The organism is Gemmatimonadota bacterium (assembly GCA_021295815.1).
In the GTDB taxonomy this organism is placed as follows: Bacteria; Gemmatimonadota; Gemmatimonadetes; order Longimicrobiales; family Gaopeijiaceae; genus JAGWBQ01.
This window is the reverse complement of record JAGWBQ010000007.1, coordinates 71,464-86,405: the sequence shown is the minus strand read 5'-3', so window position 1 is coordinate 86,405 and position 14,942 is coordinate 71,464. Positions and strand designations below refer to the sequence as shown.

10 protein-coding genes are annotated in these 14,942 nt (G+C 67.0%); 5 read left to right on the top strand and 5 right to left on the bottom strand.

Translation table 11 applies throughout. From position 1 onward, the window contains the following. Positions 1 to 54 precede the first annotated feature (54 nt). From J4G12_03980 to J4G12_03970, 3 genes are read right to left on the bottom strand one after another with little or no spacing between them, the layout of a single operon-like run. Positions 55 to 1,089 carry an NAD(P)/FAD-dependent oxidoreductase gene (locus tag J4G12_03980; protein MCE2454964.1) on the bottom strand — a complete coding sequence of 345 codons (1,035 nt, stop codon included), beginning with the start codon at positions 1,087 to 1,089 and terminating at the stop codon, positions 55 to 57. Next, positions 1,077 to 2,327 carry an AI-2E family transporter gene (locus J4G12_03975; protein ID MCE2454963.1) on the bottom strand — a complete coding sequence of 417 codons (1,251 nt, stop codon included), beginning with the start codon at positions 2,325 to 2,327 and terminating at the stop codon, positions 1,077 to 1,079. The genes J4G12_03980 and J4G12_03975 overlap by 13 nt, the downstream gene beginning before the upstream one ends. Beyond that, positions 2,324 to 2,668 carry a hypothetical protein gene (locus tag J4G12_03970; protein ID MCE2454962.1) on the bottom strand — a complete coding sequence of 115 codons (345 nt, stop codon included), beginning with the start codon at positions 2,666 to 2,668 and terminating at the stop codon, positions 2,324 to 2,326. The genes J4G12_03975 and J4G12_03970 overlap by 4 nt, the downstream gene beginning before the upstream one ends. A 114-nt stretch (positions 2,669 to 2,782) precedes the next feature. Between J4G12_03970 and rho the strand changes: the two genes are divergently transcribed. Both rho and J4G12_03960 read left to right on the top strand, forming a co-directional pair. Then, positions 2,783 to 4,054 carry a transcription termination factor Rho gene (gene rho, locus J4G12_03965; protein MCE2454961.1) on the top strand — a complete coding sequence of 424 codons (1,272 nt, stop codon included), beginning with the start codon at positions 2,783 to 2,785 and terminating at the stop codon, positions 4,052 to 4,054. Positions 4,055 to 4,085: 31 nt separating this feature from the next. Then, complete coding sequence (locus J4G12_03960; GenBank protein ID MCE2454960.1) at positions 4,086 to 4,550, top strand: hypothetical protein; 465 nt, start codon at positions 4,086 to 4,088, stop codon at positions 4,548 to 4,550. A gap of 54 nt (positions 4,551 to 4,604) precedes the next feature. Here J4G12_03960 and J4G12_03955 read toward each other — a convergent pair whose 3' ends face one another. Beyond that, positions 4,605 to 6,497 (bottom strand): DegV family EDD domain-containing protein, encoded by a 1,893-nt coding sequence (locus J4G12_03955; protein MCE2454959.1) that lies wholly within the window; start codon positions 6,495 to 6,497, stop codon positions 4,605 to 4,607. 196 nt (positions 6,498 to 6,693) lie between these two features. Here J4G12_03955 and J4G12_03950 point away from each other — a divergent pair, with 196 nt between their 5' ends. After that, complete coding sequence (locus tag J4G12_03950) at positions 6,694 to 8,784, top strand: hypothetical protein (GenBank protein ID MCE2454958.1); 2,091 nt, start codon at positions 6,694 to 6,696, stop codon at positions 8,782 to 8,784. Continuing rightward, entirely contained in the window at positions 8,750 to 10,162 is a 1,413-nt protein-coding gene (locus J4G12_03945) for an NAD-dependent succinate-semialdehyde dehydrogenase (protein ID MCE2454957.1), read from the top strand. Before J4G12_03950 ends, J4G12_03945 begins: the two co-directional genes overlap by 35 nt. 73 nt (positions 10,163 to 10,235) lie before the next feature. Here J4G12_03945 and J4G12_03940 read toward each other — a convergent pair whose 3' ends face one another. After that, on the bottom strand, positions 10,236 to 11,738 hold the full coding sequence (locus tag J4G12_03940) for an adenosylhomocysteinase (protein ID MCE2454956.1): 1,503 nt from the start codon (positions 11,736 to 11,738) through the stop codon (positions 10,236 to 10,238). 627 nt (positions 11,739 to 12,365) lie between these two features. On the opposite strand from J4G12_03940, the gene J4G12_03935 reads away from it, so the two are divergent. Next, the gene (locus tag J4G12_03935) at positions 12,366 to 14,021 is read left to right on the top strand and encodes a sodium:alanine symporter family protein (GenBank protein MCE2454955.1); all 1,656 of its coding nucleotides are present in this window, start codon (positions 12,366 to 12,368) and stop codon (positions 14,019 to 14,021) included. Positions 14,022 to 14,942: the final 921 nt, after the last annotated feature.

Genomic DNA, 14,942 nt, shown 5'->3' with positions numbered 1-14,942 from the left:
TCGGCTCGTGGCCGCGGCTGTTGCGGAGCTGCCGCCCCGCGTGGTGATCTCGCTCTATTTGTCCTTGAAAACCTTCAGATGGGTGGAGTGCCCCGCCTTCGACGGCGCCTTGGGGTCGAGATGCCGGACCGCGCCGTTCACCGCGATCGCTACCTCCGAAAAACCCGCGACTATCAGGTCCACCTTGCCGGGATAGCCGACCAGGTCGCCGGCCGCGAAGACCCCGGCACGGTTCGTCTTCATGAGCTGGTCCACCACGATCCGGTTTTTCTTCACCTCGAGACCCCACTCCTTGATCGGTCCCAAGTCCGGCTTGAAGCCCAGGCAGGAGAGCATCGCGTCGGCTTCAAGCACTATGTCCGGACCTTCCCTGCCCTTGCGGTTGTCGAAGATCGTGATTCTCTCCAGACTTCCGTTTCCCTCGATGGAGCGGAGTTCGTGGAAGGTCCTCACCTCGATTTCGCCTCTTGCCTCGGCTTCCTCCATCTCCCGCACCGAGGCGGAGAAGCCGCGCCAGCCGTCACGGCGATGGACGAGGGTGAGCGACGCGGCCACGTCCTTGAGCATGAGAACGAAATCCATGGCGGTGTCGCCGCCGCCGACGACCACCACCTTGCGGTCCCGGTACACCTCCTTGTCGCGTACGCCGAAGGCTATGCCCCGCCCTTCGAACTCGTCGTAGCCCGGGCACTTCAGACGGGTGGGAATGAACGCGCCCTTGCCGCCGGCGACGATCACCGCCCTTCCGGGGAAGGCCCGGTCTTCGGTGCGCACGGTGAGCGTTCCGTCCTCGCCCAGCTCCAGCGCTTCCAGGCGGCTGTCGAGCACGACCTCGGCCCCGAACTGAAGGCCCTGTTCGATGAGCGCGGAGGCCAGGTCCTTGGCCAGAATCTTCGTGAAACCGCCCACATCGAAGATGTACTTCTCGGGATAGAGAGCGGTCAGCTGCCCGCCCAGCTCCGGAAGCGAGTCGATTATCCTGCAGGAGACGCCGCGCATCCCGGCGTAGAAGGCGCCGAAGAGACCGGTGGGGCCTCCTCCGACGATGGTGATGTCCCGCAGCTCTTCCGTCAACCCTAATCCCCGGATGCGCCCTGGTAGAGCCTGGTCCCCTGGTAACGTTGAAGAGCCCTGACCAGCACCAGTCTCGTCACGGCTGCCGCGGGCACCGCCAGAAGCAGACCCGCGAAGCCGAAAAAGAACCCGCCGACGGATAGGGCCAGCACGACCCAGACCGGGTGCAGCCCTACCGACTCGCTCGCGATGCGAGGCCCTATTACCGCGCTTTCCAGCAGCTGGGTTCCCCCGTAGACGCCGGCCACGATCAGAAGCGAGGTTCCCGCCGAATCGGTCGTGAGCGCGATGATGACCGCCGGCAGCAGGCCCAGGATCATTCCAAGGTACGGAACCAGCGAAAATACACCGACCACCAGACCTAGGGTCGCCGCGTAAGGGAAGCCGAACACTGCGAGCAGCCCCCCGGTGAGCGTTCCCATGATGGTCGCCACTAGTATCTGCGCCCTCATGTAGCGCGAGATTATGCGGTCGCAGTCCTTGGCGAACTCTAGCGCCGGACCGCGGCGGTCGGCCGGGAAGAGGTTGGCCGCAGCCTCGGTGATCCGATCCCAGTCCCGCAGGGTGTAGTAGGTGAGGACCGGGGTCAGAGCTGCGAAACCGACGAGGGTGAACAACGTGCCCAGGCCGCGTCCCAGACCGAGAACGCCGGTCCACAGCCACCGGAGCAGATCCTCCTGCCGCTCCGAGAGGAAGGCGGTGACCGCGTCGCCGTCGACGGCTTCCAGCCGGGCGAGGAGGGCGCTTTCGTCGATCAGGGGCAGATCGCGGGCGAGGAGGGCGGCAGCTCCCGTCCTCAGGTGGTCGATCAGCGCCGGTATGTCCTGCAGCACTCCCCCGAGCTGACGGATGGCGGAGGGCAGCAACACCGCCAGCACCAGAGCCAGCAGGCCGGTGGCGGGCAGCATCAGCACCACTATGGCGACCGAGCGCGGCACGCGACGATCCTCGAGCCGGTCCACCAGCGGATCGAGCACGTAGGCCAGCACCAGAGCCAGCACGAACGGGGTGAGCAACGTGCCGGTGGTGGCCAGCAGGGTGACGAACGTGATGACGCCGGCGACGCCGAGCAGCCACGAGTGCCCTTTTTCGCCGCGGAAGGGGTGCATGGTGGCGGCGAGCGCAAGGAAGAGCGGCACGGGGTGCAGGATCGACGGGACCGCAGCCGGGATGAAGACGCTCGTCAGAAAGAGGGCGTAGGTGACGATCGCGGAGCCGGTCTGAACGACCCTCCACGCCGAGGATTTCGTCATCGGCCCTTCGCCCCTCCGCCCGCGCATTCCACCACGTACTCCACCTCCTCGTCTCCGTCAGGCAGCCTGCAGGTCAGCCGGATGCTTCGCACCGTCGCAGCCGGATCCTTCAGCCAGAGTTCGATAGGCGGGGCATCGCCCGCCTGAATCAGCGTGCGCACCCTTTCCGGCGGAGGAGTCTTCGGGGACTCCCGGTTCACCAGGAGGGTCCTGAGCGACCTGCGCCCCGAAGCGACGCGACGCGCTATCTTTATCTTTCGGAGCCAGTCGGGATGGTATCCTACCAAGTGTCTGACGCCACGCTGATCGGTCCCCGCGCCGGTACGGATGTGCCTGGCCATTCCTGGGTCGTCCCCCTTCCGGAGTTAGCCTGCCCGGGCCTGCTACGCCGCCCTGGGGCGCCGGTTCCCGGAAGATACGGACCCAACCTTGTCCAACCCTTGCAATCACAAGCATTGGAACGGGCCGAACTGATACGCAAGTCGGTCGGAGAACTGCACCGGATCGCTGAGAAGCTCGGGGTACGGGGTGCGGTCGGGCTGTCCAAGCCCGCCCTCGTCGATCAAATCCGTCGCGCATCCGCCACCGCCGCATCGTCGGGCGTCACCGATATCGGTCCCTTGCGACGGGGGGTGCTGGAGATTCTGCCCGAAGGGTATGGATTTCTGCGAGATCCGGAACTGAGCTACGCCTCGGGCAACGACGACATCTACGTCAGCAGGGGGCTGATCCGGAGCCACGCGCTCAGACGCGGCGACACGCTCGTCGGCACCGTCGCCCGGCGCACCTCGGGCAATCGCGATCGGCGCCTGTCCAGCATCGTCACGGTCAACGGGCGACCGGCGGGAAGCGCTGACGATCGCCCCCACTTCGAGAGCCTGCGCGCCCGCTACCCCGATCGCCGGATCGACCTCGAGGTGCCGGGCGGAAGCGTCGCCATGCGCATGGTCAACCTGCTCGCTCCGGTAGGACGGGGTCAGCGCGGTCTCATCGTCTCGCCGCCGAAGGCCGGAAAGACCACGATTCTGCGCGGGATGGCCCAGGCCGTGGCTCACAACCATCCCGGCGTGCACCTCATCGTGATGCTCATCGACGAGCGGCCCGAGGAGGTGACCGAGATGAAGGAGAAGGTGAAGGGCGAGGTGATCGCCTCCACTTTCGACAGCCCCCCGCTGCGTCACGTTCAGGTTGCCGACGTCGTCTACAACAAGGCCTGCCGCCTCGCCGAGGCCAGGCGGGACGTGGTGATCCTGCTCGACTCGCTTACCCGTCTGGCCAGAGCCCACAACGCCATCCTTCCCCAGTCGGGCCGCATCATGAGCGGCGGGATGGACGCCAGGGCGCTCGAGCGCCCGAAACGCTTCTTCGGCGCCGCGCGCGACCTGGAGGACGGCGGCTCGATCACCATAGTGGCCACCGCGCTCGTGGACACAGGCAGCCGAATGGACGACCTGATCTTCGAAGAGTTCAAGGGAACCGGCAACATGGAGCTCGTCCTCGACCGGTCCTCGGCCGATCGCCGGATATTCCCGGCCATCGATCTCGCCAAGAGCGGAACCCGCCGCGAGGAGCTGCTTCTTAGCGGAACCGAGCTCGACCGAGTGCACATTCTGCGCAACTTCCTGGCGACCATGCCCAACGAGGAAGCGATCCCGTTCCTCACCGAGCACATGTCGAATACCGCGACCAACGCGGAATTCCTCGACGTCATGGCGCGAGGTTACTGACGGTGCGCCGGGCGGCGGGAGACACCTGACCGTGACGACGGACGAAGCGTCCTCCGCCGTTCCGGCCGATCCCGCGGCCGAAGCCACCCGCCTGCTCGAGGCGCGGCTCGAGGAGACCGGAGCCCCCGACCCCAGACCTCTCCAGCGCGAGAACCTGCGCACGCTCAAGACCGCGAATCCCGACGGGTACCGGAAGGCGTCGGTCAGTTACCGGGAAAAGCTCCTGCCCCGCATCGCCACCGAAGGAACGGACCCTCTCGAGGCATGGGCGGAGTACGGTAGGATGGTGACCGGCCTCACGCTCCCCGGCGAAGCCGTTTGCGTATTGGAGGACGGCACCGCCGTGACCTTCGCCGAACCGGTGGGAACCGACAAGCTGGCGCTCCACCTGCCCTCGTCGGGAGAGCCGGCGCTGGTGATCGCCGAGCCGATCCGGGCGAGCGCGGCGCAGAAGGCCGCTCGCGCCTTGTTGGTGGAAAGACGGCTGCGGCTTTAGCGCCGACGGCGGAGGTGGCGCCATCCGAATGCCGCGACGGGCGGTCCGGGACCGTCAAACCGCGTCGCGGAGCGGTGGCGGACCGTCGTCCACCGACCAGGCGATGCCCCAGGCCCCGAGACCGACATGTGTCGAGAGCGTAGGCGTAGCCGGCGACGCCAGAACCTCGGTGTCCTCGCCGTACCGTTCGCGGATCTCGCGGGTCACCTCGGAGATCACTTCCGGCACCCCCACGTGGACCACGCCGAACCGGACCCGCTTCTGGCCCCTGCCTGCCAGCCGCTTCGACAGGATCCTGAACATCTGCGAACGGGCGTGGCGTCTCCCGATGCCCCGGCCGGCCGACGCGACCTTGCCGTCCCGGTCGATCTCGACTATCGGCTTCAGACCCAGCAGGCCGGCGATACGCGCCTGGTGAGGGCTGACCCGACCCGACGCCACCAGCCGCCTGAGCGTCTCGACGTAGAGAATTATCCCGGAGCTGGTGCGCACCTCCTCGACCTCGCGCACGATCTCGCGAGGCTTCCACCCGGCTTCGGCGCACTCGCATGCGCGCAGCACCATCAACCCCTCCAGCAGGCTCGCGCCGAGCGAATCGGCCACCAGAACCGGCGTGTCCAGGAGATCGGCGGCCGCTAAGGCCGACTGCATCGTTCCCGAGAGCGTCGAGCCGAGCAAGACCGCGATGACGGTCTCGCCGTCCTCGGCCGCCTGTGCGAGGATGGTTCTGAAGTCTCCCGGGGTGGGCTGGCTGGTGGTCGGGAGCCTTCCGGTCTCTTCCGCCAGTCGCAGGTGGAACTCTTCCGAGGTGAGGTCGATGCCGTCCCGGTAGGTCCTGTCGGAACCGATGAGCAGCAGCGGCGTCACATGGATGCCGTGCGCCGAGATCACCTCGGGCGGCAGATCGGCGGCGGTGTCGGTCACCACCGCCACAGGGCGGCGGGCGAGCCCCGTCCCGTGCCCGCCGGCGGCGCGGACGGTGGCGTGCTGAAGGTGCATGTCCTCCGCCTTGCGGGTGACGAGGTCGCCCAGCTTGCCGAGGTAACCGAAGATTCCTTCAGGGTCGTCGGAGTGTATGTGAACCTTGAGCACCGAGCCCGCGCGGATCACCATAATCGAGTCGCCCATGGCACGCAGAACATCCCGGACATCGCGCTCGGAAGGCAACCCGGCGCCGCGCACCATCCCTTCCGTGCAGTACCGGTAACGCTCGCTGTCGGACGGATACTCGACGGCCGCCGCGCCGGTCTGTTCCGGAAGCGCATCCGCGACCGCGGCGCTCTCCTCTTCCGGCCCGAACGCCCGGCCGGCGCCCGAACCGACGGCGGCCTCCACGCTTCCGTCGATGAACCCGACCGCTCCTTCGAGGAGCCTGACCAGGCCCGTGGCTCCGGCGTCCACGACACCGGCCTTCTTAAGCACCGGCAGGAGATCGGGAGTCCTTGCCAGAGACGCCCTCGCCTCGGCGAGCACCTCCTCCATAAGGTCGGCGATATCCTCCGCCCGCGAAGCGACCGCGACCTCCGCAGCCTCGCGCACCACGGTGAGCATGGTGCCTTCGACCGGTTTGTCGAGCGCCGCGTAGAGGTTGGCCGACCCTCGCTTGAGAGCGTGCGCTACCTTGAGGGCCTGCGCCCGTTCGTCGCCCTCGAGGGAAGCGGCGAAGCCGTTGAGGAAGTGCGCGAGCATCATCCCGCAGTTGCCGCGGGCGCCGATGACCGCTCCCTCGGCCGCCCGGCGAGCCACATCCGACACCGACGGGGATGCGAAGCGGCGCAGATGAGCCTCGACCGAACGAAGGGTGAGGGCGAGGTTGGTGCCGGTGTCGCCGTCGGGTACCGGGAAGACGTTGATCCGATTGAGCTCGCGGCGGCTCTCCTGAGCGTGAGCGCTGGCAGCCAGGAGGGTGCGACGCAGCCTCGGGCCATCCAGATAGCTGATTCTCATGGCCACAACCTACATCGAACCGGGCTTCGCGGCACCGCCCACGGATTTCAGCATTGGCAGGTCCCAAGTGTCTGGAGGATGACCATCCGGCGGCAAGGACCGAGCTTGGGCGCAGCTTCCGCGCCTGGCCGCGCCGTTACTGGCGGACGCGCCCCGGTTGGACGAAATTGAGCAAGCCTCCAATCGGAGAAAGCATGTGAACGACCGGGAACGACCCAGAGCCAGAGACGCGCATCCGGGGGCCTTCGCAACCTTCCTCGCCGAGCTTCGGCGCAGGAGACTGGGCCCGTTCTTGATAGCGTACGTGGCCGTCGCGTGGGTCCTCCTCCAGCTCGGCGAAATCGTCCTGCCCGCCTTCGGTCTGGGCGACGGTGCGCTCAGGATCCTCGTCATCGCGGTGGCGCTCGCCTTCCCTCCCGCCGCAGCCCTCTCATGGCTCTTCGACCTCACCCGCGGCGGCTTCAAGCGCACCGCTACCCTGGCACACGACTCCGCACTTCCGCGCCTGGCGCTGCTCGTCGGCAGCGTGCTGGTGGCGGGAGGAGCGGCGCTCTGGCTCCAAAGCAACGACATGCTGACCCTATCGGAGGACGGAAACGGAGGCGCGGTCGCTCCCACGGCGTATGACCCCGCCGAACCCGTCACCTCCCTAGCGGTACTGCCCATCCGGGACAATTCGCCTGACGCGAGCCTCGCCTACCTCGGGTCGGGGATGCACGACGAGCTTTCCATGCACATGGGACAGGTGGACGGGCTCAGGGTGGTGTCGCGGATGTCGGTCGCGCGCTACGACACCGTTCTCGCCTCCGCGCCCAGCATAGGACGGGACCTGGGCGTGGACGCGCTGGTCGAAGGATCGGTGAACCGCTCCGACTCCGTCCTCAGAGCGACCGTTCGCATCATCCACGCAGCGAGCGACACCCAGATCGACGGCTTCACCATCGATACCGCCGGCATGGACCCGCTCTCCTTTCAGAGCTTGGTGGCGGCGCAGGCCGCGCATCGCATGGACGCGGTTCTCAACGGGACCCCGCCCGCCCAACCGGCTCTCGCCGCAGTCGAACCTCCCACCGAAAGGAACGGACCCCGTTGGCTGGCCGCGAATCGCGAGCAAATCGATCCCGGCTCCGCGGAGCACTATCTCCGAGGCGTAAGCGCATACCGCAGGGGCGACGACGAATCCCTGGCTACGGCGACCCGGCACTTCGAAGAGTCGATCCGCCGCGATTCCTCGTTCGCGCCGGCGTTCGCGGGTCGGGCCGCGTCGCTCCTGCTGAGCGCTTTGGAGGACGGCGAGATCGATCACGTGGAGGGTTTGGAGATCATGGGCGACGCCGGGCGGGCCTTCAGCACGGCTCCATGGATTCCGGAAGTCCGCGAAGTTCACTCCCTGGTCGCTCGAACGCTCGGTGAAGATGCCCGTACCGCCGTCGCCGAAGGTGCGGTCGATTTCCGGTACGCCGACGAGCCGGCGGGCATGGATCCCGAGGTGGTGACCATCGACGTATCGGCGTTCGACACCGTTCTCTTCGAGGGCGTGACCGGACTGGGTCGCCCGCTCGCGGATCGGCTCGCGGCCTTCGTCGGCGCCGGGTATGGGGACCCATCCCGACCCGATGCCGAAGGCTCCTCCGGCGAAGGCCCGCCCAGCCGGCCTCCTACCCGCGACCGACGCGTGCGGGAAGCCATCTGGCTGACGCGGACCGGGGAGTTCCGCGAAGCGGCCGACCGTCTGCGCGAAGTGACGGAGTCGGGCGACGGGGCTGCCGGAGATGCGTGGAAATTGCTGGTCGCCAACGTGGCATCCTCGTTTGTGGAAGTGGGCGAGCTCGGCGAAGTGCTCGTCGAATGGAGCGCGAGCGGTGTGGACGGAGCGCCGAGCGCCGAAGAGGTCGACGCGATGTTCGTCGATGTGGACGAACGCGGCGACGACGCCTACTGGGAATGGGAGGTCGAGCGGCTGCTGGAGGTCGAGGCCGACGCTCCCGGTGCGGTTAGAAGGATCGAGCTGGCCCGGGCGTATGCGGGTGCGGGAGATCGGGAAAGGGCCGTCGAATACCTCCGGCAGAGTCTCGACCGAGGCGAACCGGAGCTCTTCAGCGTCTTCAACGATCCGGTCTGGGACGGATTCAGGAGGGACGGAGAATTCGTCGAGATCACCCGGACGCTTCGCCGACTCCGCACTTGGCCAGATCCGAGGCGGTATCCGATTGGCGACGGACGGGCACGGACCGAGGTCGAGCGTGGACCGGATGCCGCGTCCTCCTGGTCTCGATCACCGTCCTGAGAGCTTCGATCTCGTGTTCAGGGCGGTAGACCCAAGCACGGGCAGGACGATTTCGGAACATCCGCTTGCTAGCCCGACCGAGGTCGAGCGGCGCATCGCTCGGGCGCAACGGGCCTATGAGGACTGGAGCCGGGGTGGGTTCGCCTATCGCGCGAGGTTTCTCGGCGAGCTCGCACGCCTTCTGCGGAGGGAGCGCGGCCGGCTCTCGCGACTCATGGCGGTCGAGATGGGAAAACCGGTGACTCAGGGCGTAGGTGAGATCGACAAGTGCGCCGACTGCTGCGACTACTACGCCGACAACGCAGCGGCGATGCTCAATGCCGTCGAAGCGCCGACCGCAGCGACAAGGAGCTATTGGTGCTACCGTCCCATCGGTCCCGTCCTCGGCATCATGCCTTGGAACTTCCCGTTCTGGCAGGTGGTGCGCTTTGCGGCGCCGACCCTCGCCCTCGGCAACTCCGTGGTCGTCAAGCACGCTCCGTCCGTGCCCGGCTGCGCCCTCGCGCTTGCTCGTCTTTTTCAGGAAGCGGACTTTCCCGAGGGCGTCTACACCAACCTCTTCTGCGACGACGAGACGACCGGTTCGCTCATCGCGGACCCCAGAATCAGAGCCGTGAGTCTGACGGGCAGCGTACGGGCCGGCCGGGCCGTCGCCGCCAAGGCCGGGCGGGCGGTGAAGAAGTGCGTGCTGGAGCTGGGCGGGAGCGATCCCGCCATCGTGCTCGAGGACGCCGACCTGGGCCACGCGGTGGAAGCTGTGACCTGGGGACGAATGCGCAACGCCGGGCAGAGCTGCATCGCTGTCAAGCGGATCATCGTGCTCGACAAGGTGCGCGACAGCTTCGAGGCCGCGCTGGCGTCCCGCCTTCGTGAGATGCGCCTGGGCGATCCGCTCGAGCCGACCACCGATATCGGACCCATGGCGCGGATCGATCTGCGAGACGAGCTGCACAAGCAGGTGTCGGATTCGGTCGCGAAGGGCGCCCGTCCGCGGTTGGGCGGTGGACCGCCGGACCCGCGCGGCGCCTGGTATCCGACCACGCTCCTCGCCGAGGTCGGGCCGGGCATGGCCGCCTACGAGGAGGAGCTCTTCGGACCGGTCGCGGTCACCATCGGCGCGCGAGACGAGGAAGACGCCGTCAGCATCGCTAACGACACCGATTTCGGTCTGGGGGCGTCGGTATTCACCAGCGACCTGGAGCGCGGCGAGCGCATCGCCCGCGAACGGCTCGAAGCCGGCAATTGCTTCGTCAACCGGGCTGTGGAATCGGTTGTGAACCTTCCCTTCGGCGGCATCAAGGAGAGCGGCTACGGAAGAGAGCTCTCGCCGCTGGGGATCACCGAGTTCGCCAACGTGAAGACGGTCTACGTGGAGTAGGTCGCGGCTCGCGTAGCCTGCGGGGACGTCCGCAGAGGCTTCACGAGCGAACCTTCGGTTCCGCGTCGGGCCGTCAGTACCTGTACCAGTCGGGCTTGAAGGGTCCTTCCCTGGGAACGGCGAGGTATCGGGCCTGCTCGTCGGTGAGCTCGGTGAGGCGAGCGCCCACCTTGTCGAGATGCAGACGCGCAACCTCCTCGTCGAGGTGCTTGGGCAGGACGTAGACCTCCGGGCGCGGATAGGCCGCCGGGTTGGTGGCCAGCTCGATCTGCGCGAGCACCTGGTTGGTGAAGCTGGCCGACATGACGAAGCTGGGGTGACCGGTCGCGCAACCCAGGTTCATCAGACGCCCTTCCGCCAGAATCAGTACCGAGTGGCCGTCGGGGAAGCTCCATTCGTGGTACTCGGGTTTGATCTCGGTCTTGACGACGCCGTCGATCGCCGCGAGTCCGGCCATGTCGATTTCGTTGTCGAAGTGGCCGATGTTCGCGATCACGGCCTGGTCCTTCATCCGCGCCATGTGTTCGGCGGTGATCACGTCGCGGTTGCCGGTGGCGGTGATGAAGATATCGCCCTCGTCGAGCACTTCCGCCAGGCGGACCACCCGGTAGCCCTCCATCGCAGCCTGGAGCGCGCAGATGGGATCGATTTCGGTAACGGCGACCCTGGCGCCCTGCCCTCTGAGCGCCTGTGCGCATCCCTTCCCCACATCACCGTAACCGCAGACGACCGCGAGCTTGCCGGAGAGCATGACGTCGGTGGCGCGGTTGAGGCCGTCCACGAGCGAGTGCCGGCAGCCGTAGAGGTTGTCGAACTTCGACTTCGTAACCGAGTCGTTGACGTTGATCGCGGGAAAGAGAAGCTCTCCGGTCTCGGCCATCGCGTAAAGGCGGTGGACCCCGGTGGTGGTCTCCTCGCTGACTCCGCGCACGGAGCCTGCGACGCGCCTCCACTTGCCCGGATCGCTGATAAGTGTGCGCGCCAGCAGACGGGCGACCACGCCGAGTTCCGTTTCGCTGTCGAGATCTTCCACAGGCGGCTCGCCCTCGAGCTCGCTCTTCACGCCCGCGTGTAGGAGAAGGGTGGCGTCGCCGCCGTCGTCCACGAGGAGATCGGGACCTGAGCCGTCCGGCCAGGTCAGCATCTCTTCCGTGCAGCTCCAGTACTCCTCCAGGGTCTCGCCCTTCCAGGCGAAGACGGGGACGCCTGCCGGGGCGGTCTCGCTGCCGCGCAGCCCGACCACCGCCGCCGCCGCCGCGTGGTCCTGGGTCGAGAAGATGTTGCAGGACGCCCAACGCACATCGGCCCCGAGCTCGACCAGAGTCTCGATGAGCACGGCGGTCTGCACGGTCATGTGGAGCGAGCCGCCCACCTTGAAACCCGCCAGCGGCTTCGAAGGCGCGTAGCGTTCGCGGGCGGCCACGAGCCCGGGCATCTCCTTTTCCGCCAGCCTGATCTCGTGGCGGCCCCACTCCGCCAGGGAGAGATCCGCGACCCGGTAGGAGGAGGGGGCCTCCTCAGGCGTGGGACCCCGACCTCTGCGGCGGGGCGCGGCCAAAGTCGCTCTCTCGCTCATTCGTGTCTTACCCTCGCTCGCGTGTGCGTTCTTTCGTTCCTCGGTTCGTACGCCGGGCGGGCGGAGCACATGAAGCCTGAGTCACGTAGCTGATCATCTAAAGTTATACAGGACTGCACGATCTGCGTTTCCTGCCGACCTGCCGACCGCCACGCCGGGGTGTTCAGGGCCGTCCTTCCCCCAGACAGAACTCGGCCGGTCCGGCGTGAAGCGAACCTGCAGCGCCGGGGCGGCCGAAGCCCTCTGGGCTTCTCCGGCCTGCTCGCTTCGTCGGGGTAGCTCGTTACCCCTCTCCACCGTTGGAGGGAAGAGAAAGGAAACCATATCAGACACCATCAACCCAAAAACCAACCGCCCGTGAAAGCGGGGCAGGTCCAGGAGTCTTGCGCGCTGGTCATGATGTGTTCCCGGTGCCGGAGGCAACTTCCTGCGTTACACCGGGTGTACAGCCCGCGTGCAGTTGCATGTCCGTGCCACCTCTTCCTCAGCAGGCCCTGCACACCGAACCCGCTCCACCCTTGCACTCCCACCTGTCGGAGGCGAAGATTAGCCTCCGTCCTTCCCCTCGAAACAGCAAATTTCATGGATGCCTCCTTCTCCGAGATTCTGACCGGCGCCTTTTCTTCGATGGTCGCATGGGCGGACCGCTGGATCGTGCAGATCGGCCCGTCGATAAACGGCGAGACCGTGCCGCTGATGGTGATCCTCCTGCTCGGTGTCGGCTTCTACCTGACCGTACGTACCGGCTTCGTCCAGATCTCCCGCCTCGGTCACGGCTTCGGCGTCACGACCGGGAGGTACGACGACCCCGACGATCCCGGAGACGTCTCTCACTTCCAGGCCCTGACCACGGCGCTTTCGGCGACGGTCGGCATCGGCAACATCGCCGGCGTGGCGCTCGCCATCCACTACGGGGGACCGGGAGCCCTCTTCTGGATGTGGGTCACGGCGGTCCTCGGCATGGCGACCAAGTATTCGGAGGTAACGCTGGCCCAGAAGTACAGGATCACCGACGAGAACGGGACGGTCGCCGGCGGTCCCATGTACTACATCGAGCGCGGTCTGGGATCGAGGTGGAAGCCGGTGGCGATATTCTTCGCGGTGATGCTCGGACTGACCGCCTTCCTCACCGGCAACGCGGTCCAGGCTAACACGGTCGCCGACCAGATCAACACCACCTTCGGAACTCCCGTGGAACTCGTCGGCCTCCTCACCGCCACTGTCGTAGGTTTGGTGATCCTGGGCGGCATCTCGCGCATCGGTCGGGTGACGTCCATTCTCGCTCCGGTCATGGCCGCGATCTACGTCGCCGGGGCTCTGCTCATCATCCTCTTCAATCTCGGCGCGGTGCCGGGCGCGTTCGCTTCCATCTTCGCCGAGGCCTTCAACCCGAAGGCGGGCATCGCGGGCGTGGGCACCGGCGTCTTCCTCGTCACCCTCATGTGGGGCGTGCGGCGCGGCCTCTTCTCGAACGAAGCCGGCCAGGGCTCGGCGCCCATCGCGCACGCGGCCGCCAAGACCGACGAGCCCGTCTCGGAGGGCGTGGTGGCGTTGCTGGAGCCGTTCATCGACACTATCGTCATCTGCACGCTCACCGGGTTGGTGATCGTCATGACCGGGTCGCACACCGCTCGCTTCCCGACCGAGATCACCCTGGGCGGCGGCGATGTCTCCTACGTGGTCGAGAGCGACGGCGGCCGCGTCACGGCCGGCGAGGCGCCCGCTCAGATCGGCTTCGCGAACGGAGCGCAGGTGGAGGGAGTCGGAGCGAGCCTGGCCTGGCACGAGGTCGCCGTCGAGACGATCTACGTCGACGAGGACCAGACCATGCCTTTCACCGGCATCTTCTACCCGGATCGCGGCGAGGCGGTCTCCGCGAACGGAACCGTCCACACCTCCCTCTACGGAGACGCCGTGGAGAGCGGGGCCCCGCTTACCGCACAGGCGTTCAGAAACGGACTGAGTCCGCTGGGCGACTGGGGGCACTACATCGTCCTCGTGGGCGTCCTACTCTTCGGCGTCTCGACAGCCGTCGCGTGGAGCTACTACGGCGACCGCTGCGCATACTACCTGCTGGGCGCGAAGGCGGTCGTGCCGTACAAATGGCTCTTCCTCATCGCCCATTTCGGAGGCGCAGCGGGTACCCTGGCGGTGGTCTGGGCGCTCGGCGATCTCATGCTGGCCATCGTCATCTGGCCCAACCTGATAGCGCTCTTCATGCTGGCGCCGGTGGTTGTTAAGGAGACGAAGAGCTACTTCGAGAGGAGACCCTGGGCAAGGTAGCCGCGCCCTATCCGGAGAAGAGGAATCCGCAGGCTGAACGTTCGCGCCCGCGGAGTGCGGCGCCGACGAGAACGAACGGGACCGCAGCCCTTCACGGCCCCGCCCGGACTGGGTAATCCGCACGTCCAGACCGTCGGAGCCAAGCTGCTGCGCTCCCGGCGCCGACCTAGCTACGAGCGTGTCCGGCTGGACACGCCGGACGGCGACTTCGTGGACCTCGATCTATGGTGCGGACCCTGCGAGCCGTCCGGCGCCTGCCTGCTCCTCCACGGCTTGGAAGGGAGCGCCGGCTCCGGCTACATGGTATCGACGAGCGAGGCGCTCTCGGCCATCGGCGTGCAGGCCGTTGCCCTGAATTTTCGTTCGTGCAGCGGCGAACCCAACCGTCTTCCCTCGTCCTATCACTCCGGACATACGGAGGACATCGAACTCGTGCTGGACTGGATGGCGGATCGCTACCCCGACCTCCCTCTCGCGGCGGTCGGATTCTCGCTGGGAGGCAACGCCCTGCTCAACCTGCTCGGACGGGCCGAAAGGAGAACGGCCGACGGTCTGGAAGCGGCGGTGGCCGTCTCCGTGCCCTACGACCTCGCCAGAAGCGCCGAGGTGCTCGATCAGGGCTCCATCCGTTTCTATGGGCGAAGATTCCTCCGCAGCCTCAAGGCCAAGGCTCTGGAAAAGGCGACGAGATTCCCGGAGCTCGTGCCGACTGCCGTGCTCCGCGCGCGCACCTTGCGCGAATTCGACGACCTCCTGACTGCGCCGCTCCACGGTTTCCGCGACGCCGCGGACTACTATGCGCGTTGCAGCGCCGCCCGGTTCCTGGACTCGGTCGCGGTTCCCGTTCTCATCGTCCATGCCGAGGACGACCCGATCGTTCCCGGAGCCGCGCTACCGCTGGCCGCCATGCGCCGACGTGCG

Coding starts and splice junctions, on each gene's coding strand:
- J4G12_03975 (MCE2454963.1), bottom strand. CDS start 2,327: ATGACGAAATCCTCGGCGTGGAGGGTCGTTCAGACCGGCTCCGCGATC.
- J4G12_03970 (MCE2454962.1), bottom strand. CDS start 2,668: ATGGCCAGGCACATCCGTACCGGCGCGGGGACCGATCAGCGTGGCGTC.
- J4G12_03955 (MCE2454959.1), bottom strand. CDS start 6,497: ATGAGAATCAGCTATCTGGATGGCCCGAGGCTGCGTCGCACCCTCCTG.
- J4G12_03945 (MCE2454957.1), top strand. CDS start 8,750: ATGCCGCGTCCTCCTGGTCTCGATCACCGTCCTGAGAGCTTCGATCTC.
- J4G12_03940 (MCE2454956.1), bottom strand. CDS start 11,738: ATGAGCGAGAGAGCGACTTTGGCCGCGCCCCGCCGCAGAGGTCGGGGT.
- J4G12_03935 (MCE2454955.1), top strand. CDS start 12,366: ATGGTCGCATGGGCGGACCGCTGGATCGTGCAGATCGGCCCGTCGATA.